Here is an 18,262-nt window from a genome sequence, read left to right as displayed (position 1 = left end):
CATGTGGTACGAGGCCAATTCTCGGGCTACGTACGCAGGCGCAGCTATCGATGTTCTCGTGCCGTGGGGCCGACCGAAGGCAGGGCGGTCCCAGGTGAGCGGGGTCCGACCCTACCCGACAGGTTTCCGCAGGCGAAAACGTCGGAACAATCTGTGCCGGAAGTGGAGCAGCGCGAATGCGCTGCGGTCATTGCGGGCAGCATGGGAGGCACAAGCGCGGTTCTGGGATGGAGGATCGGTAATCAGCCGGGACCTCCGACGGCGGCAATTTCAGGGCAAATCGGTCGATCGAGAGTCGTGGCGATCACGTCGTGTAGCCGTGGATGTTCCGATGGCTTCTGCTCGTCCGTATGCCCCACGCGCCTCCCGGCGGCCGGTGGCGCCGCATTCTTCGGCTGCGGGGATCGGCACGCCATTGCTTGTGATGAATTCGATCGATTCCGATATTCACGGATTCGACATGGAATCTTCGTGAAACCGAGACGGAATCTCCATGGGGTCTACACGGTTTCGACGGGCTCCGAATTCCGGCATCGGCGGTATGTGTAGCGAGCGGCCGGTGTCGATGGATGTTCGGCGGCGGGTGTGATTTGACCGGCAACCTGGCGGGCTGTCGGTGGTGATCCGGCCCCGATCCGGGCGTGTTGGGTGGTGTGCCCGATTTCGCCGGTACGGGTGGGTGGCCCGACGGGCGCGTGCAGGTGGTGTCGCCCGGCGGTGGACGCTGGTTCCGCTGCTCGGGGGTGGTGTGCTCCGAGGTCGGAGGGGTTCCGGTCGGGCCGGTGATCGATACATGGACATCTTGACGAAGTGGTGTCGTGTGAGTAGCGTCTCCTCATCCTTTTGGAAAGTTTCCTAACTGTTTGGAGACGCCACATGAAGAGATCGCTCCGCCGGGCCCTCTGGGTCGGCGCCGTGGTCGCGGTGACCGTCGCCACGGTCCCGATGGCCTCGGCGTTCGGCGCCGGAAGCGTGACCACCTCGTTCAGCCGGGTGTCGGACTGGGGGACCGGTCACGAGACGCGGGTCACCGTCACCAACGGCTCGACGGCCACCGTCAGCACCTGGCGTATCGAGTTCGAGCTGCCCTCGGGCACCAGCATCAGCAGCTCCTGGGACGCCGACGTCACCCGCAACGGCAACCGCTACGTGGCCGTCAAGAAGAGCTGGGCCGGTGGGCTGGCCCCGGGCGCCTCCTTCAGCTGGGGCTACAACGGCACCGGTGCGTACCGTGCGCCGTTGAACTGCACGGTCAACGGCGTGGCCTGCGGCGGTGGCACCCCGCCGCCCACCACGACGCCGCCCACCACCACCCCGCCGACCACCGCTCCGCCCACGACCCCGCCGCCCACCACCCCGCCCCCGACCACGCCGCCGCCGAGCGGCCAGAAGGTCGTCGGCTACTTCACCCAGTGGGGCGTCTACGGCCGCAACTACCACGTCAAGAACATCCACACCAGCGGCTCGGCGGCCAAGCTGACCCACATCCTGTACGCCTTCGCCAACACCACCGGCGGCCGGTGCACCATCGGTGACAGCTACGCCGACTACGAGAAGGCGTACACCGCGGCGGAGAGCGTGGACGGCGTCGCCGACACCTGGGACCAGCCGCTGCGGGGCAACTTCAACCAACTGCGCAAGCTCAAGAAGATGTATCCGCACATCAAGGTGATCTTCTCGGTCGGCGGCTGGACCTGGTCCGGCGGCTTCACCCAGGCCGCGCAGAACCCGACCGCCTTCGCGGAGAGCTGCTACAACATGGTCGAGGACCCGCGCTGGGCGGACGTCTTCGACGGCATCGACATCGACTGGGAGTACCCGAACGCCTGTGGCCTGACCTGTGACGCCAGCGGCCCGAACGCGTTCAAGAACGTGATCAGCGCGCTGCGTACCCGGTTCGGTTCCTCGGCGTTGGTGACCGCCGCGATCACTGCGGACGGCAGCAACGGCGGCAAGATCGACGCGACCGACTACGCCGGTGCCGCGACCCACCTCAACTGGATCATGCCGATGACGTACGACTACTTCGGCGCCTTCAACGCGCAGGGGCCGACGGCGCCGCACTCGCCGCTCAACTCGTACACCGGTATCCCGCAGCAGGGCTTCTGGTCGGACGCGGCCATCCAGAAGCTCAAGAGCAAGGGCATCCCCGCCAACAAGCTGCTGCTCGGCATCGGCTTCTACGGCCGGGGCTGGACCGGGGTCACCCAGACGACGCCCGGCGGCACCGCCACCGGACCGGCCCCCGGCACCTACGAGCAGGGCATCGAGGACTACAAGGTGCTCAAGAACACCTGCCCGGCCACCGGCACCGTCGGCGGCACCGCGTACGCCAAGTGCGGCAGCAACTGGTGGAGCTACGACACCCCGGCCACCATCGGCGGCAAGATGACGTACGCGAAGAACCAGGGCCTCGGTGGCGCCTTCTTCTGGGAGCTCTCCGGAGACACCAGCAACGGCGAGCTGATCGGCGCCATCAAGGGCGGTCTCGGCTGAGCCGAAGGCCGACGCATCACCCACACGACGGGGAGGGGCCGCACCGGCCCCTCCCCGTCCGCCTGCCCACCCACCGCGCATCCGTCGGTGGGGCGTGCACGCGGGTACGGCGGGCGCACGCGGGTACGGCGGGCGGGTGCGGGTGCGGTGTAAGGAAGGGGCCCTTCCTATACGAAAAGCGATAGGAAGGGCCCCTTCCTTACATCAGCGGCGGGTGTGACAGACTCGCCGATCGAGCGGACGGGAGGTGACGACAACGATGCCGACGAGGTTCCGGCGGTCGGTCGTCAGCGCCGTGCTGCTCGCGACGATGCCGTCCGCGCTGGTCGGGTGCGGCCTGCTCGGCGGCGGGGACGAGGCGCAGCAGCCCGGCCGGGCGCCCGCCGAGGAGGCCATGACCAAGGCCCGCGAGCGGGTGCAGGCGTACCTCGACGCGATGGCGGCCAAGGACGTGGCGGCCGGGCGCAGCCAGCTCTGCGCCGCGCTGCACGAGGCGTTCGACGCCGCCGCCACCGGCCCGAACGGGGACTTCGCCGACCACTTCGAGGTGCCGCGCTCCGAGATCGTCGACATCCGGCCCGGGGCGGCCGGGCAGGAGGTCAGCGTCTCGGTCACGGTGACCGCCGGTCGCCGCGAGGCCACCCGCGCGCTGCTGTTCACGGTCACCAGGGACGGACTCGACTGGTGCATCTCCGCCGAACGGCCGGGCGGGAACAGTCCCGCCCCGGTGGCGCCGGACGGCAGCGCCCCGGCACCGACTCCGTGACCTGCCTCGCCGCCTGACCCGTCCATCTGCCGGAACCCGGCCCCTCGCCGGTCACCCACCCGGCCGGTCGCCGTACGCTGGGATTCATGCGCCATGAGTGGCATCAGTTGAGCCATCCGTCGGTGGGCAGCCCGGTGTTGCAGACCAGCCGTCCGACCGTGAACTCCGCCGAGGACGACGCCCTCGGCCTGGACCGCTGGCGGGAGCTGCCGCGGGCCCAGACCCCACCCTGGCCGGACCCGGCCCAGGTCGCCGAGGTCTGCAAGGTGCTCGACCGGGTTCCGTCGGTGGTCGCGCCGTACGAGGTCGATCAGCTCCGTCGGCGCCTCGCGCTGGTCTGCGAGGGCAAGGCGTTCCTGCTCCAGGGCGGTGACTGCGCGGAGACCTTCGCCGACAACACCGAGAGCCACCTGCTGGCCAACGCCCGCACGCTGCTACAGATGGCGATCGTGCTCACCTACGGCGCATCGCTGCCGGTGGTCAAGGTGGCCCGGGTGGCCGGGCAGTACACCAAGCCGCGGTCGCTGCCGACCGACGCCCGTGGGCTGCCGGCCTACCGCGGCGACATGATCAACTCGCTGGAGGCCACGCCGGAGGCGCGCGTCGCCGACCCGCAACGCATGATCCGGGCGTACGCGAACTCGGCCGCCGCGATGAACATGCTCCGCGCCTACCTCTCCGGCGGGCTGGCCGACCTGCACGCCGTGCACGACTGGAACAAGGGCTTCGTGCGCAACTCCCCGGCCGGTGAGCGGTACGAGGCGATCGCCCGCGAGATCGACCGGGCGCTCGCCTTCATCCGGGCCTGTGGGATGACCGACGAGGAGGCGTTGCGTACGGTCACCCTCTACTGCTCCCACGAGGCCCTCGCGCTGGAGTACGACCGGGCGCTGAGCCGGGTCTCCGACGGCCGGCCGTACGGTCTGTCCGGGCACTTCCTGTGGATCGGTGAGCGGACCCGGCAGATCGACGGGGCGCACATCGACTACATCTCCCGCATCGCCAACCCGATCGGCGTCAAGCTCGGCCCGACCACCACGCCGGACGAGGCCATCGAGCTGTGCGAGAAGCTCAACCCGGACAACGTCCCCGGCCGGCTGACGTTGATCAGCCGGATGGGCAACCACAAGGTCCGGGACGCGCTGCCGCCGATCGTGGCGAAGGTGACCGCCGCCGGGGCCAAGGTGGTGTGGCAGTGCGACCCGATGCACGGCAACACCCACGAGTCGTCCAACGGCTACAAGACCCGGCACTTCGACCGGATCGTCGACGAGGTGCTGGGCTACTTCGAGGTGCACCGGGGGCTGGACACCCACCCGGGCGGCCTGCACGTCGAGCTGACCGGCGAGGACGTCACCGAGTGCCTGGGCGGCGCGCAGAACATCGCCGACCTGGACCTGCCCGGCCGGTACGAGACCGCCTGCGACCCGCGCCTGAACACCCAGCAGTCGTTGGAGTTGGCGTTCCTCGTAGCGGAGATGCTCCGTGGCTGACGCGAGGAGTGAGCTTGCGAGCCCCGCAGTCGGTAGCCCAGAAATGACAGTGGCTGACGCGAGGAGTGAGCTTGCGAGCCCCGCAGTCGGCGGCCGAAGGGACAGTTGTGGCTAGGTTCATCGACTTGCGGTCGGACACGGTGACCCGGCCGACCGCCGGGATGCGGGAGGCGATGGCCACCGCCGAGGTCGGCGACGACGTCTACGGTGAGGACCCGACGGTCAACGCGCTGGAGGCCGAGGTCGCCGCGCTGTTCGGGCACGAGGCGGCGCTGTTCTGCCCGAGCGGGTCGATGGCCAACCAGATCGCCCTGCAACTGGTGGTGCCGCCCGGCGCGGAGTTGCTCTGCGACGCCGACGCGCACGTCATCACGTACGAGATGGGCGCGGCTGCCGCGTACGGCGGAATCACCTCGCGGACCTGGCCGGCGGTGGGCGCGGAGATCGACCCCGACGTGGTCGCCGGCATGGTCCGGCCGGACGGCTACTGGGCGGTGCCGACCCGGGCGATCGCCGTGGAGCAGACCCACAACCGGGGTGGCGGCGGGGTGATCCCGCTGGACACGCTCCGCGCGTTGCGTGAGGTGGCCGACTCCGCGCAGGCGGCGCTGCACTGCGACGGTGCCCGGATCTGGCACGCGCACGTCGCCGACGGGGTGCCGCTGGCCGGGTACGGTGCGCTGTTCGACACGCTGTCGGTCTGTCTCTCCAAGGGGCTCGGCGCACCGGTCGGTTCGCTGGTGGTCGGCAGCGTCGAGCGGATCGACCGGGCCCGCCTGATCCGCAAGCGGATGGGGGGCGGAATGCGGCAGGCCGGCATCCTGGCCGCCGCCGGACGGTACGCCCTGGCCCACCACGTCGACCGGCTCGCCGAGGACCACGCGAAGGCGGCCCGGCTGGCCGAGGCGATCGCCCCGTTCGGGGTGCTGGCGAATGTCGTGCGGACCAACCTGGTGCCGTTGGACCTGACCAAGGCGTCCCTGGACGCGCCGACGCTGGCCGCCGCCGCTCGTGACGAGGGCGTCCTGGTCTCGGTCCTCGGCCCGCGTACCGCACGGCTGGTGACCCACTTCGACGTGGCCGACGACGAGGTGGACCGGGCCGCCACCGTGCTCACCGGCATCCTGCGCCGCTGATCGGTCCGCCCGCCGCGCGTTCGCGCACGGCGGCGGGTCGCGGCGACCTGGGGGAGCCGGTCAGGCGGGGACGAGGCGGCGCAGCGTGGCGATGTCGGCGGCGTGGCCCTCGTATCCCTCGGTGGGCGTCTCCACCAGGATCGGTACGCCTGCGGTGGCCGGGTGCCGCATCAGCTCGGCGAAGGCCGGCTCGCCGATCGTGCCCTTGCCGATCGTCTCGTGCCGGTCGCGGGTGGAACCGCACAGGTCCTTCGAGTCGTTCGCGTGCACCAGCCGCAGCCGGTCCGCACCGACGGTGGCGACCAGGGTGTCCAGCGTCTCGGTCATCCCGCCCTCGGCGGCCAGGTCGTGCCCGGCCGCCCAGGCGTGGCAGGTGTCGAAGCAGACGCCGAGCCAGGGGTGACGATCCACCGCGTCGAGGTAGGGCCCGAGATGCTCCACCCGGCTGGCCAGGGAGCGGCCCCCACCGGCACTCGGCTCCACCAGCAGCATCGGCCCGCCGTTGGCGGCGGCCGAGTCCAGCAGCGGCAGCAGCGACTCGCGTACCTGCCGCATGGCCGCGTCGGCGTGCCCGGCGTCGACCGCGCTGCCGGCGTGGAACACCACCGCACGCGCGCCGATCGCGGCACCCCGGCGCAGCGCATGGGCGAGGCTGTGCACCGAGCGCTCGACCGTGGCCTCCGTCGGTGACCCCAGGTTGACCAGCAGCGACGCGTGGATGTACGCGGCCACGCCGCGTTCGGCGCAGCCGTCGCGGAACAGCGCGTCCTGCACCGGGTCGCCGGCCGGTGTCGCCCAGCCCCGGGAGTTGCCGACGTAGACCTGAGCCACCTCGGAGCCGGCCGCGTCGACGTACGGCAGTGCCGCCTTCGCCAGCCCGCCGGAGGTGGGCGTGTGCGAGCCGAGCGGCCGGTGGTCGGGGTGCGCGGCCGTCATCAGAAGCACCCGATGGTGATCTGGCTGCCGGGCGGCACCTGGGCGTTCTCGCTCGGGTTCTGGAACCGGGCGACGGCGTTCGGGTTGAACTGCACGGACACCTGGAAGCCCGCGCTCTCCAGCACCTGCTTGGCCTGCTGGCAGGGCAGGTCGACGACGCGGGGCACGGTCACCTGCGGCGGCCCCTCGCTGACCTCCAGCCGGACCTGGGCGCCCTTCTCCACTCCGCTGCCGTCGGCCGGGCTCTGCCCGAGCACCTCGTCGCGGGGCTTGTCGGACTCCTTGTAGGTCGGCTCGACCAGCACCAGGCCGAGCTGACCGATGATCCCGCGTGCCTCGTTGAGGCTCTTGCCGACCAGGTTCGGCACGGTGATCGGGGCCCGTCCCTTGCTGAGGAAGACGGTGATCTCCTGCCCCGACTTGACCTCCTCGCCCGCCTCCGGCTTGGTGGCCACCACCATGCCCTCGGGCAGGCCGTCGTCGTACCGCTCCGGGCCCTTGACGACCTTGAGCTGGGCGTTGGCCAGGTCCGCCTCGGCCAGGTCGAAGTCCTTGCCGACCACGTCCGGCATCGGGAACCGGTCCGGCCCCAACGACAGGGTCAGGGTGATGGTGCCGCCCCTGAGGATCCGGGCGGCGGAGGCCGGCTCCTGGGTCAGCACACCGTCACGCGGGACCTCGTCGTCGTACCGGGGCTCGGCGTAGCGCACCGTGAAGCCGCCCTGGGACGCCTGGGACTCCGCCTCGACCTTGCTCATGCTGACCAGTTCCGGCGCGGTGGTGTACCGGCCGACCCCGAACCACCAGCCGCCGAGCGCGGCGACCAGCCCGAGCACCACCACGACGGCGGCGATGGCCAGACGCCCGCCGGAGTCCCCGCCGAACAGGCGGGCACGCAGCGCGGCCAGGTGGGCGGGCAGCCCGTCGGCGCCGCTCGGCGCGGCCCGGCGTCGGCCCCGGGGCGGCGGACCCGCGCTGCCCTCGGGCAACCGGGCCCAGGGCGGTCGCTCGGGCGGGCGGACCGTCGATACGACCATCGTCGGCTGGGAGACCACCGGCCCGTCGGCGAGCGACGGCAGCATGGCGGTGTGGCTGTTCGCGGTGCCGAGGCCGTCCCGGGCCACCTGCACCTCGGCCAGCAGGGCCCCGGCGTCGGCGGGCCGCCCTGCCGGGTCACGCCGGGTGGCCCGGGCCACCAGGTCGTCGAGCACTCTGGGCAGGCCGGGGACCAGCGTCGAGGGTGCCGGGACGTCCCGGTCGACGTGCTGCCAGGCGATGTCGATCGGCCGGTTGCCCTCGTACGGCACCCGGCCGGTGAGCATCTCGAACAGCACGATGCCCGCCGAGTAGACGTCGGTGCGGGCGTCCGCGCGGCCGTCGGTGACCAGCTCCGGGGCGACGTACGCCACGGTGGCCATCAGTTGGTTGCCGTTGTCGTGGTCGGTGCTGGCCTCGACCGCGCGGGCCAGCCCGAAGTCGGTGACCTTGACGACCCCGTCGACGAGGTTGGCCGGGCCGCCGCTGGGCGCCTCGGCGACCAGCACGTTCTCCGGCTTGATGTCGCGGTGCACCAGCCCGGTCCGGTGGGCGGCGGCGATCGCCGCCAGCATCTGCTCGGTGATCGCCAGCGCCTCGTCCGGGTTGAGTCGGCGTCGCTCGGCCAGCACCTCGCGCAGCGTGCGACCGCGCACGTACTCCATCACCAGGTAGGGCATGCCCTCGTGGGTGCCCTGGTCGTAGACCGCCACCACGTTGGGGTGGGTGAGCCGGGCGATGGTCTTGGCCTCGTCGGTGAAACGGTCGACGAAGCCGGCCAGCCCGGGGCGTCCCGGCGCACCGGCGGTGGCGTGAATGGTCTTCAGCGCGACGGTGCGTTCGAGCCGCTCGTCGGTGGCGGTGTACACGGTCGCCATGCCGCCACGAGCCACGCGACCGCGGATGCGGTAGCGCCCGTCGATCAGCGAGCCCAGCAACGTGTCGGCGACCTGTGTGTCCATCGGCAGGGAGTCTATGTGTCCGGGGGTGGAAGGCAGAATTATGTGTTCGGGTGGTAGGTAGAACAGGATGCTACCGCCGTGGCCGCCTCCGTGGGGCCACCCTGGGTACTCCGGGTGCCGCCGTCCCTGCTCAGCGCAGTGACGGGAGGTCGTTGACCCGGGGGGAGGGGGGCATGGCAGGGTGGTCCGGTGACCGACTCCGTACCCGCCGAGGGCACCGCGTCCGAGGCCGGCCCCGCCGACTGGCTGACCCTGCCGGACGTCGCCGAACGGCTCGACCTGACGATCAGCAAGGTCCACCAGCTCATCCGGGATCGCGAGCTGATCGCGGTACGCCGCGACGGCGTCCGGCGGATCCCCGCCGACCTGGTGGCCAACCGCACCGTGCTCAAGCACCTGCCCGGCGTGCTCACCCTGCTGGCCGACGCCGGCTACGACGACGAGGCCGCGCTGCGCTGGCTCTACGAGCCCGACCCGTCCCTGCCCGGCGGCACCCCCGCCACCGCCCTGGGCGGCGACCAGGCCCGCGAGATCAAGCGCCGGGCACAGGCCCTCGGCTTCTGACCTGCCGCTGACCGACCGGCAGACGGACGTGCCCGTGACGGAATCGTGCGCGACCGGGCCGCCCGCGGCGAATCCGTCGGCGGCGCGGTCGCGTGGCCGCGCCGCTCAGTCGGCCCGGCGGGTGGCGGCGATGGCCAGGTCCACCAGGGCCTGGCGGGCCTCGGTGTCCAGGTCCACGGCGGTCAGTGCGGCGAGCGCCACGTCGGTGAGCGTGACGATGCGCTGCTCGGTGCGGGCCAGCGCCCCGGTCGAGCTGATCAGCTCACGCAACCGGGCCACGCCCTCGGTGTCCAGGTCGGCGTCGCCGAGCCCGGCCAGCAGCAGCGCGCGCCCGGCCTCGTCGCTGGCCTCCATCGCCGCGGCGACCAGGTACGTCCGCTTGCCCTCGCGCAGGTCGTCACCGGCCGGCTTGCCGGTCTGCGCGGGGTCGCCGAAGACCCCCAGCACGTCGTCGCGCAACTGGAACGCCTCACCGAGCGGCAGCCCGTACGCTGAGTAGGCGATGCGGACGTCGGCGGGCGCGTCGGCCAGCGCGGCGCCGAGCAGCAGTGGCCGCTCCACCGTGTACTTCGCCGACTTGTACCGGGCGACCTTGCCGGCCCGTTCCAGCGAGGTGTCGCCGGTGGCCTGGGTCACCACGTCCAGGTACTGCCCGACGGTGACCTCGGTGCGCATCTCGTCGAAGTCCGGCCGGGCGCGGGCCACCGTCCGCGGGTCGAGCCCGGCGGAGTGCAGCAACTCGTCGGACCAGACCAGGCAGAGGTCACCCAGCAGGATCGCCGCCGCGTCGCCGAACCCGTCAGGGTCGCCGCCCCAGCCGGCCGACCGGTGTCGGGCGGCGAACCGGCGGTGTACCGCTGGCTCACCCCGTCGGGTGTCCGACCGGTCCATCAGGTCGTCGTGGATCAGGGCGCTGGCCTGGACGAACTCCAGCGCGGCGAGGGCCGTCACCACCGGATCGGTGTCCACTCCGCCGGCGCCCCGGTATCCCCAGTAGGCGAAGGCGGGGCGCAGCCGCTTGCCGCCGCCGAGCACGAACGCCTCGATCGCCTCGGCCACCGGCAGCAGCGCGTCGTCGACACCGGTCATCCAGGTCCGGCGGGCGGCGAGGAAGTCGGCCAGTGCCTTGTCGACGCGTTGGCGCAGGCCGGCACGGTCGACGGGGGAGACGGGAGCAGCGTGGGTCACGTCCCGACGCTAATGGGTCGGGGCCGGACACGGCGAGCCACCCGCCGTCCGGCGCGCCGTGGCTCACCTGCGCACCGGCCGCTCGGTCGGGCTCCGGGCACGTCCCCACCCCTGGGAAGGTGCTGGGGGTACGGGGGACCGGCCGCTAGAGTCGGGGCGTGGCGCTCGGACTTCCCTCGATCCTCCCGAACTCGCAACCGGCGATCGGGGAGTTGGTCCGTGACTGTCAGCCGACCTTCTCCTTCGAGTTCATGCCGCCCAAGACCGAGCAGGGTGAGCGGCAGCTCTGGCAGGCCATCCGCGAGTTGGAGCCGTTGCGCCCCTCGTTCGTCTCGATCACCTACGGTGCCGGCGGCACGACCCGGGACACCACGGTCGCGGTCACCGAGCGGGTGGCCACCGAGACCACCCTGCTGCCGATGGCCCACCTGACCGCGGTCAACCACTCGGTGGCCGAGTTGCGGCACGTGATCGGCCGGCTGGCCAGCGTCGGGGTGCGCAACGTGCTGGCGGTGCGGGGCGACCCGCCCGGCGACCCCAACGGCGAGTGGGTGCCGCACCCGGACGGCGTGCACTACGCCGAGGACCTGGTCCGCCTGGTGCGTCGCTCCGGCGACTTCAGCGTCGGCGTCGCCGCCTTCCCGTACCGTCACCCCCGCTCGCCGGACATCGACACCGACACCGAGCACTTCGTCCGCAAGTGCCGGGCCGGTGCCGACTTCGCGGTGACCCAGATGTTCTTCGACGCCGACGAGTACCTGCGCCTGCGTGACCGGGTGGCCGCCGCCGGGTGCGACACGCCGATCCTGGCCGGGGTGATGCCGGTGACCCGGATCGGCACGATCGAACGCTCCGAGCAGCTCTCCGGGGCACCCTTCCCGCCGGCCCTGGCGGCGCGGTTCGAGCGGGTCGCCGACGACCCGGAGGCGGTCCGTCGACTCGGCATCGAGCAGACCAGCGAGATGTGCCGGCGACTGCTCGACGAGGGCGTGCCCGGGATCCACTTCATCACCTTCAACCGCTCCACCGCGACCCGTGAGATCTGGCAGAACCTGCGGGTGGGCGCCGCGACGTGACGCGGCGGGCGCGACACCTCAGCGCCGTCGGGTCGGTTGAACCGTGGTGGGCAGACAGCTGAACTGGAACGAGTACGCCACGGCGTGGGCCCGGCTGCACGGCGGGTTCGATCCCCGGGCGGCCACCCCCGTGGTACGCGGCTGGCTCCGTTTCGCCTACCACGTCGGATTCCTGCTCGGTCGGCTCCGGGTCGGCCCGACCGCGGTCACCGTCTTCGGTGTGCTGCTCTGCCTCTGCGTACCGCTGTTCGCCGGACGGCCGGGCGACGGGCCGTTCCTGGCCGCGTTGTTCGTGCTGCTCGCCTCGGTGGCCGACAGCGTCGACGGCGCGGTGGCGGTGGTCACCGGCCGTACCACCCGGCTCGGCTACGTCTACGACTCGCTGGCCGACCGGCTCGGCGAGGCCGCCTGGCTGGTGGCGTTCTGGCTGGTCGGCGCGCCGGGCGGCCTGGTCGCCGCGGCCGGCGCGCTGTCCTGGCTGCACGAGTACGTCCGGGCCCGGGCGGTCGCCGCCGGGATGCGGGAGATCGGCGCGGTGACCGTGGGGGAGCGACCCACCCGGGTCTGCGTGGCCGTCGCCGGGCTTCTGCTGGCCGGCCTGACCGGGCTGATCGAGTTGGATCTGGCGGCCGGCACGATCACCATGGCGACGGCGGTCTGGGTGCTGCTGGCCGCCTTCGGCCTGGGCCAACTCCTCTCGGCCGTCCGCCGGGCCCTGATCGACGCCGACTGACCCGCCGACCCGGCGGTAAGGAAGGGTCCCCTGCTCTACCGCAGGCGTTAGGAAGGTGCCCTTCCTAACATCCCCGCCGCGCCGCACCCGCCGCGCCGCACCCGCCGCGCCGCACCCGCCCGTGTCGCCGTGCGCCGCGCCCGCCGCGCTGTGCCCGCCCGTGCACCGTTACCAGGCGGGGCCGATCTCGTCGGCGACGATCTGCGCGGACAGGGTCACCATCGGTAGGCCACCGCCCGGGTGACTGGAGCCGCCGACCAGCCACAGGCCGTGCGCCGCCCCCCGGTTGGCGGGGCGGAGCAGACCACCGGCCGTGCCGTAGATGGCGCCACCCGGCGCGCCGGTGGAGTCGGCCAGGTCGGCCGGGGTACGGATCTCGCGGAACACCAACCGGTCCCGTACGTCCATGCCCCGCTCGGCCAGCACGTCCAGGATCCGGTCGGCGTACGCCGCCGCCAGCCCCGGCCGCCGCCAGTCCACCGCCCCGGGCGCGGTGCCGTGGCGGGCGGCGTTGACCAGTACGAACCACGACTCGTGTCCGGTGGGGCGGACCGCCGGGTCGTCGGCCACCGTGACGAAGACCGTCGGGTCGGTGGCCGGACGGGCGCGTACACCCCGACCCGGGGCACCGAAGATCGCGTCGAACTCGGCGTCGTAGTCGTGCGGGAAGAAGACGGTGTGGTGGGCCAGCCCGGAGTCGCCGCGTACGCCGAGCAGCAGCACGAAACCGGCCAGGCTGCGGTCGGTGAGCCCGGCCAGCCGACGCCGGTCGGGCAGCAGGTCCCGGTAGACGGTGAGCGCGTCGACGTTGGCCACCACCACGTCGGCCGGCACCGGGGCGGCCTGCCCGTCGACGCGTACGCCGTGCACCCGCCCGCCCGCCGCGTCGATCCGGGTGACCGCGGCGCCGGTCCGGACCACCACGCCGAGGTCCAGGCAGCGCGACAGCAGCGCGTCGGCGAGGCTGCCCAGCCCGCCGCGCAGGTACCAGCCGCCGAAGGCCAGTTCCGCGTAGGGGACCGCGACCAGCGCGGCGGGCGCGCGACGGGGGTCGGCGCCGGTGTACGTGGCGTACCGGTCCAGCAGCATCCGCAGCCGAGGGTCGGACAGGTGGGCGCGTCCCAGCCCACGCAGGCTCTGCCCGGGGCGGATGGCGGCCAGGTCGCCGAGCCGCCAGGCCAGCCGGGTCAGGTCCCGGGGCGAGTCGACGCGGCGGCGCAGGATGTCGTGCTCGGAGGCCCGCCACACCCGGCCGGCGCGCCGCCACAGCCGCTGCCAGTCGGCCGCCGCCCGGTCGCCGAGGGTGGCGCCGATGCGGGCGGCGAACTCCGCCGGGTCGGCGCAGGAGTCCAGCACCGGCCCACCGCCGGGGAAGACGTGCCGCACGATCGGGTCCAGTTCGACCAGATCGACGTACTCGTCGAGCTTGGCCCCGGTCGCCTCGAACAGCTCGTGGAAGATCCCGGGCAGGGTGAGCAGGCTGGGACCGGTGTCGAAGTGGAACGACCCGGAGGCGGTGTCGTGCGTGTACCGCCCGAGTTTGCCGCCGACCGTGTCGGCCCGTTCGAGGACGGTCACCTGGTGCCCGGTGACGGCCAACCGGGCGGCGACCGCCAGTCCACCCACTCCGGCGCCGACGACCACGATCCGCGCCATGCGATGTCCTCCCAGAGTGGACCTACCAGGGCCTAGCCGACCGGTCGGCCGCGCCAGGACAGGCGCCGCCGCTTGCGCAGATGGTACGACCGTACGGTCAACCAACCGAGGACCGCGACCGACACGGGGTGGCCCAGCGCGTCGGGCCAGGCCCGCCCGCCGGTGGCGCGGGCGCTGACCACCCGCCCGACCACCCCCAGCAGGTACGCCGACAGCGCGAGCGCGGCCACCACGGGCGCGCCGGCCAGCAGCGCGCCGACGGCGACCAGCGGCGGCGCGGTGTAGAGCAGGAGCAGCAGGCACATGACCACGGCGGCGGCGAGCGGATGCCCGAACGTGGCCCACAGCGACTTGGTGTAGCCGTCGCGCAGTTGCGGCCAGTCGTCGTACATCCGGCAGGCGGCCAGCCGGGAACCGTCGGCGAGGGCGATCCGGCCGCCGGACCGCTTCACCGCCCGCGCCAGCTCGATGTCCTCCAGCACCCGGTCGGCCACCGCCGCGTGCCCACCGGCCCGCAGGTAACCGGCCCGGTCCACGACCAGGAACTGGCCACCCGCGGCGGCCAGCGACGGCCGGGGCGAACGCTCCATCGCGCGTAACGGCAGGAAGGTCAACCACAACCACTGCAACAGCGGCTGCACCAGCCGGTCCGCCGCCGTGCGCGCCACGATCCGTGGGTACGGCGACAGCAGCGCCGCCCCGGCGGCCCGCAGTTCGGTCACCGCCGCCGCCACCGCGTACCGGTCGAGCACCACGTCGGCGTCCACGAAGACCAGCGCGGTGGTCGACGGTTCGGCGCGGGCGGCCAGTTGCCAGCAGGCGTGCGGTTTGCCCAGCCAGCCGGGCGGCGGCGCGATCCCGGTGACCAGGGTGACCCGGGGATCGTCGCCGACCACCGACCGGACCACGTCGGCGGTGCCGTCGGTGGACCCGTCGTCGAGCACCACGACCCGCAACCCGGGTACGCCACGCTGGGCGAGCAGGGACCGCAGGCACGGGGTCACCCGGGCGGCCTCGTCGCGCAGCGGCAGCAGCACCGTCACCGCCTCGGTGACCTCGACCGGCCCCGACACGGGACGGCGCAGCCAGCGGCCGGCGTTGACCAGGGTGTGCCCGGTCAGCCCGACGAGCACGCCGAACACGGCGAGCGACAGGCCGGAGGTCGCGCTCATGCCGGTACGCGCGGCGAGGTGCCGGTCGTCCCGAGCCGGATGGTCCGCTCGCTCATGCCGGGACGTCGGCGCGGAGCCGGGGTTCGCTGCCGGTGTGCCCCGATCGGCGCTGCCGCAGCAGGCTGACCGCCAGCGGCACCGCGACGACCGCCATGCCGACCGCACCCCACAGCGCCGACGCGGGCAGGTCCAGGAAGACCGCGTGGGCCAGCACGCTGGAGCCGTACGTCCACAGGTAGAGCGCGTACAGCGGATGGTCGGTGGCGTCGGTGGTGTTCACGGCCGGTCCGGCGAGCGGGCGCAGTGCGGTCATCATGAGCACCGCGAACAGCAGCCAGCCGAGGTAGTTGCTGACCGGGATGCCGGGCAGGCCGGGCAGCGCCGGGGTCGGGTCCCGCCACACCCAGTGCCCCTCGGCCACCATCTGCGGGTCGAGGAAGAGATCCCAGGTGGCCAGGCCGACGGTGGCCAGCGCGATCCGGGTCGGCCACCGCCAGCGGCCCGCCGCCACCGCGATCCGGGCGGTGAGCCGGGTCGCCACCAGCCACGCCGGCCAGGCCATCCAGGTCCAGGCCAACGGGATGATCAGCGGTACGCCGGCCAGCTTCGGGCCGAGTTGTCCCGAGTAGTCGTAGCTGCCGAACGGGAAGCCGGTGGCGACGCCGAGCGCCTCGATGGTGAAGCCGCCCCCGGTCGCGGTGGCGATCAGCGCCGCGGCCGTACGCGGTCCACGGGACAGCAGCGCGTGGCCGACCGAGAGCAGGTAGCCCAGCACGACGGTGGCCACGGTCAGCCGGGCCCGGGTCGTCCCGTCGGTCAGCGGATAGCCGATCTGGGCCAGCACCAGCAGGGCGAGCATCGCCCAGGCGTAGACCCGGGCACGACGGGCGGAGGGCGTCACGGCTGTCCGGGCCGGTCCGGGGGCGGCGTCGGGCCGGGCAGGGGCAGGTCCCGACCGAGTACGCCGAACGGGCGCTCGTCGCCCGGGAACCGGAAGTCGCGCAGCACGTCGACGAAGCCGAACCGACGGTACAGCCGCCAGGCGCGCGAGGTGCTCTCGTCCGCCTCCGGCGTGGACAGCAGCGTGGTGGCGCCCTCGGCCATGGTGAGCAGCGCCCGCAGTTGACCGGCGCCCAGGCCGTGCCCCTGCGCCGGTGGCCGGACGTGCAGTTCGACCACCTCGAAGCAGTCGGTCAGCCAGCGCTTGCGGTCGCCCTGGTCCAGCGCCCGCCAGACCTGGTCGTGCCACCACTGGCCGGGCCCGCCGACGTAGCCGTAACCGAAGCCGGCCAGGTGCCCCTCGCTGGTCAGGCTGGCCACGGCGCGGAAACCGGGCCGACGTACGTGGGTGGCGATGTAGCCACGGCGGGCCTCCAGCAGGTCGGCGCGGTATCCCATCGCCTCGCCGTAGACGGCGACCACGTCGTCCAGCCGCCGGAGGAGATCGTCCGGCGTCCACCGCACCAACCTCATGCCCGCTCACCCTTCGCCGGGTCGTCCGCGTCGCCGACCCACCCCAGTACCGTCCGGTCACCGACCACGTCACGTACCTCGAATCGCGCGAAGAGTTCCTCCGCGTACCACCGCTCGGTCGGGGTGCGGGTGATCGCGGCCCGGTGCTCCGGGTGACGGTACGCGAACGCCACCAGATCCGCCGGTTCCCGCCACACGCTCACCGTGCCCTGCCAGCCCAGGGGCGCCTCGCCGACGCCGAACCGGGCCAGCAGACCGGGCGCGGTGTGCAGGGCGGCGGCGACCGGTGGGACCGCCCGCCAGAAGGTGAGCGCCCGCGCCGGACGCAGTCGGGCCCGGGTCAGCGCCAGCACCGGCCCGTGGACCGGCCCACCGGCGGGCTCGCCGAACGGTCGCCGACCGGACCACTCGCCCCGGCTGGTCAGCGGGCGCAGGTCGACCCGTACCCCGGACCGGGCGATGCCGGACCAGGCCCGCTCCACCCGCGATCCGGCGAACCGGGCCGCGGCGGCGGGGGAGTCCCACACGGTCAGCGCGGCCCAGCGGGTGAGGTCGGCGTCGCCCGGCCCGAAGCCGGTGCCGGTCCCGGTGCCGAGCAGCTTGCCGAACCGTACGCCGGGCAGCGCGCGCAGCCGGCGCGGGTCGAGTGCCATCCGGCCCAGCGCCCGGCCCAGGGCGGCCCGGGGAATCCGCCACACGTGCAGGGTGACCAGTTCGGGGACGGTCTCGGTGCTACTCACGCCACGTCGGTGGGGGTCCCGCGGGTGACCCGCAGCAACTCGGCGTACGTGGTGGGGAAGACCGCCTGCGGCACGCCCCCGGCGGCCCAGACCTCGTCGTACTTCTCCAGCGCGGTGTCGACGAGCGTGCGCAGCGGGCGCGGGTGGCCGACCGGGGAGACCCCGCCGATCACCTGGCCGGTGTGCTCCTTGACGAACTGCGGGGTGGCCCGGCGCAGCCGGGTGACCCCGAGCCGGGTGGCCAGCACGTCGGTGTCCACCCGGTGTGCGCCGGAGGTGAGCACCAGCAGTGGTTCACCGTCGGCGTCGAAGACGAGCGAGTTGGCGATCGCGCCCACGTCGACACCGAGCGCCTCGGCGGCGGCTGCCGCGGTATGCACCGCGTCGGGCAGCAGCCGGACCAGGGCCCGCGTGCCGGAGCCGTCTCGGGTGTACGGGCCGTCGAGCGCGTCCTGCACCGCCTGGACGTTCGGGTGTGACTGCATTCCGCCATTCTTCCCGGTATGCCGACGGCCGACGCACCCGGCCACACCCCTGCCGACCGGCGTCGGGTCACTCCGGCAGCCCGGCGCGTCACACGTTGCGTTTTCGTCGGGGGGAAGGTGTACTGTCAGCAGTAGTTAGAACGAGTGTTCGATAGCTGGTGTCGCCGGCGCACATCGAGCGTTCGTTCCAACCCCTCGGGAGCGGGTGTTTCGCGGCATCGGCTCCCGTCAGGTGCGGTGCCGCGGATCGCACCTGGGCTCCGGGCAGTCGCGAGTCCGGACCCGTCAGGCAGGCCGTCGGCCGCCGCCCACGACCCCCGGGCGGCGGCCGACGGACCCGCCGGTAACGCC

At 73.0% G+C, this 18,262-nt stretch carries 16 protein-coding genes; 7 read left to right on the top strand and 9 right to left on the bottom strand.

Going from position 1 to position 18,262, the window contains the following annotated elements; genetic code table 11:
• Positions 1-876: 876 nt before the first annotated feature.
• The 4 genes from ACIBMZ_RS12745 (at position 877) to ACIBMZ_RS12730 (ending at position 5,891) form a co-directional block, all read left to right on the top strand.
• The gene (locus ACIBMZ_RS12745) at positions 877-2,496 is read left to right on the top strand and encodes a glycosyl hydrolase family 18 protein (RefSeq protein ID WP_396693103.1); all 1,620 of its coding nucleotides are present in this window, start codon (positions 877-879) and stop codon (positions 2,494-2,496) included.
• A gap of 259 nt (positions 2,497-2,755) precedes the next feature.
• Complete coding sequence (locus ACIBMZ_RS12740) at positions 2,756-3,262, top strand: hypothetical protein (RefSeq protein ID WP_396693101.1); 507 nt, start codon at positions 2,756-2,758, stop codon at positions 3,260-3,262.
• Between the two features lie 86 nt (positions 3,263-3,348).
• Positions 3,349-4,755 (top strand): class II 3-deoxy-7-phosphoheptulonate synthase, encoded by a 1,407-nt coding sequence (locus tag ACIBMZ_RS12735; RefSeq protein WP_396693099.1) that lies wholly within the window; start codon positions 3,349-3,351, stop codon positions 4,753-4,755.
• Positions 4,756-4,916: 161 nt separating this feature from the next.
• The gene (locus ACIBMZ_RS12730) at positions 4,917-5,891 is read left to right on the top strand and encodes a threonine aldolase family protein (RefSeq protein ID WP_396693519.1); all 975 of its coding nucleotides are present in this window, start codon (positions 4,917-4,919) and stop codon (positions 5,889-5,891) included.
• Between the two features lie 60 nt (positions 5,892-5,951).
• On the opposite strand, the gene ACIBMZ_RS12725 is transcribed toward ACIBMZ_RS12730, so the two are convergent.
• The gene (locus tag ACIBMZ_RS12725; RefSeq protein WP_396693097.1) at positions 5,952-6,827 is read right to left on the bottom strand and encodes a deoxyribonuclease IV; all 876 of its coding nucleotides are present in this window, start codon (positions 6,825-6,827) and stop codon (positions 5,952-5,954) included.
• Positions 6,827-8,824, bottom strand: a complete 1,998-nt coding sequence (gene pknB, locus ACIBMZ_RS12720) for a Stk1 family PASTA domain-containing Ser/Thr kinase (protein WP_396693095.1) — start codon at positions 8,822-8,824, stop codon at positions 6,827-6,829. The genes ACIBMZ_RS12725 and pknB overlap by 1 nt, the downstream gene beginning before the upstream one ends.
• A 189-nt stretch (positions 8,825-9,013) precedes the next feature.
• Between pknB and ACIBMZ_RS12715 the strand changes: the two genes are divergently transcribed.
• Complete coding sequence (locus ACIBMZ_RS12715; protein WP_396693093.1) at positions 9,014-9,388, top strand: Rv2175c family DNA-binding protein; 375 nt, start codon at positions 9,014-9,016, stop codon at positions 9,386-9,388.
• Between the two features lie 105 nt (positions 9,389-9,493).
• Here the strand turns inward: ACIBMZ_RS12715 and ACIBMZ_RS12710 are convergent, their stop codons facing one another.
• Positions 9,494-10,576 (bottom strand): polyprenyl synthetase family protein, encoded by a 1,083-nt coding sequence (locus ACIBMZ_RS12710; RefSeq protein WP_396693091.1) that lies wholly within the window; start codon positions 10,574-10,576, stop codon positions 9,494-9,496.
• Between the two features lie 158 nt (positions 10,577-10,734).
• On the opposite strand from ACIBMZ_RS12710, the gene metF reads away from it, so the two are divergent.
• Together metF and ACIBMZ_RS12700 are read left to right on the top strand one after the other, a co-directional pair.
• Complete coding sequence (gene metF / locus ACIBMZ_RS12705) at positions 10,735-11,652, top strand: methylenetetrahydrofolate reductase [NAD(P)H] (protein ID WP_396693089.1); 918 nt, start codon at positions 10,735-10,737, stop codon at positions 11,650-11,652.
• Between the two features lie 43 nt (positions 11,653-11,695).
• Complete coding sequence (locus ACIBMZ_RS12700; RefSeq protein WP_117228446.1) at positions 11,696-12,385, top strand: CDP-alcohol phosphatidyltransferase family protein; 690 nt, start codon at positions 11,696-11,698, stop codon at positions 12,383-12,385.
• Positions 12,386-12,553: 168 nt separating this feature from the next.
• On the opposite strand, the gene ACIBMZ_RS12695 is transcribed toward ACIBMZ_RS12700, so the two are convergent.
• The 6 genes from ACIBMZ_RS12695 to ACIBMZ_RS12670 are packed head-to-tail and all read right to left on the bottom strand — an operon-like array spanning position 12,554 to position 17,911.
• The gene (locus ACIBMZ_RS12695) at positions 12,554-14,041 is read right to left on the bottom strand and encodes a phytoene desaturase family protein (protein ID WP_396693087.1); all 1,488 of its coding nucleotides are present in this window, start codon (positions 14,039-14,041) and stop codon (positions 12,554-12,556) included.
• A gap of 32 nt (positions 14,042-14,073) precedes the next feature.
• On the bottom strand, positions 14,074-15,213 hold the full coding sequence (locus ACIBMZ_RS12690) for a glycosyltransferase (protein ID WP_396693085.1): 1,140 nt from the start codon (positions 15,211-15,213) through the stop codon (positions 14,074-14,076).
• Positions 15,214-15,265: 52 nt separating this feature from the next.
• Positions 15,266-16,072 carry a carotenoid biosynthesis protein gene (locus ACIBMZ_RS12685; protein ID WP_396693517.1) on the bottom strand — a complete coding sequence of 269 codons (807 nt, stop codon included), beginning with the start codon at positions 16,070-16,072 and terminating at the stop codon, positions 15,266-15,268.
• Between the two features lie 38 nt (positions 16,073-16,110).
• Positions 16,111-16,686, bottom strand: a complete 576-nt coding sequence (locus ACIBMZ_RS12680) for a GNAT family N-acetyltransferase (protein WP_396693083.1) — start codon at positions 16,684-16,686, stop codon at positions 16,111-16,113.
• Entirely contained in the window at positions 16,683-17,426 is a 744-nt protein-coding gene (locus ACIBMZ_RS12675) for a monooxygenase (RefSeq protein ID WP_396693081.1), read from the bottom strand. Before ACIBMZ_RS12675 ends, ACIBMZ_RS12680 begins: the two co-directional genes overlap by 4 nt.
• Positions 17,423-17,911 (bottom strand): YbaK/EbsC family protein, encoded by a 489-nt coding sequence (locus tag ACIBMZ_RS12670; RefSeq protein WP_396693079.1) that lies wholly within the window; start codon positions 17,909-17,911, stop codon positions 17,423-17,425. The genes ACIBMZ_RS12675 and ACIBMZ_RS12670 overlap by 4 nt, the downstream gene beginning before the upstream one ends.
• Positions 17,912-18,262: the final 351 nt, after the last annotated feature.

This window comes from Micromonospora sp. NPDC049900 (genome assembly GCF_044461025.1).
GTDB lineage: Bacteria > Actinomycetota > Actinomycetes > Mycobacteriales > Micromonosporaceae > Micromonospora.
The sequence above is the reverse complement of the archived record's forward strand: the minus strand, read 5'-3'. Positions and strand labels throughout refer to the sequence as shown.

Coding starts and splice junctions, on each gene's coding strand:
- ACIBMZ_RS12745 (WP_396693103.1), top strand. CDS start 877: ATGAAGAGATCGCTCCGCCGGGCCCTCTGGGTCGGCGCCGTGGTCGCG.
- ACIBMZ_RS12740 (WP_396693101.1), top strand. CDS start 2,756: ATGCCGACGAGGTTCCGGCGGTCGGTCGTCAGCGCCGTGCTGCTCGCG.
- ACIBMZ_RS12735 (WP_396693099.1), top strand. CDS start 3,349: ATGCGCCATGAGTGGCATCAGTTGAGCCATCCGTCGGTGGGCAGCCCG.
- ACIBMZ_RS12730 (WP_396693519.1), top strand. CDS start 4,917: ATGCGGGAGGCGATGGCCACCGCCGAGGTCGGCGACGACGTCTACGGT.
- ACIBMZ_RS12725 (WP_396693097.1), bottom strand. CDS start 6,827: ATGACGGCCGCGCACCCCGACCACCGGCCGCTCGGCTCGCACACGCCC.
- pknB (WP_396693095.1), bottom strand. CDS start 8,824: ATGGACACACAGGTCGCCGACACGTTGCTGGGCTCGCTGATCGACGGG.
- ACIBMZ_RS12695 (WP_396693087.1), bottom strand. CDS start 14,041: ATGGCGCGGATCGTGGTCGTCGGCGCCGGAGTGGGTGGACTGGCGGTC.
- ACIBMZ_RS12690 (WP_396693085.1), bottom strand. CDS start 15,213: ATGAGCGCGACCTCCGGCCTGTCGCTCGCCGTGTTCGGCGTGCTCGTC.
- ACIBMZ_RS12685 (WP_396693517.1), bottom strand. CDS start 16,072: ATGCTCGCCCTGCTGGTGCTGGCCCAGATCGGCTATCCGCTGACCGAC.
- ACIBMZ_RS12680 (WP_396693083.1), bottom strand. CDS start 16,686: ATGAGGTTGGTGCGGTGGACGCCGGACGATCTCCTCCGGCGGCTGGAC.
- ACIBMZ_RS12670 (WP_396693079.1), bottom strand. CDS start 17,911: ATGCAGTCACACCCGAACGTCCAGGCGGTGCAGGACGCGCTCGACGGC.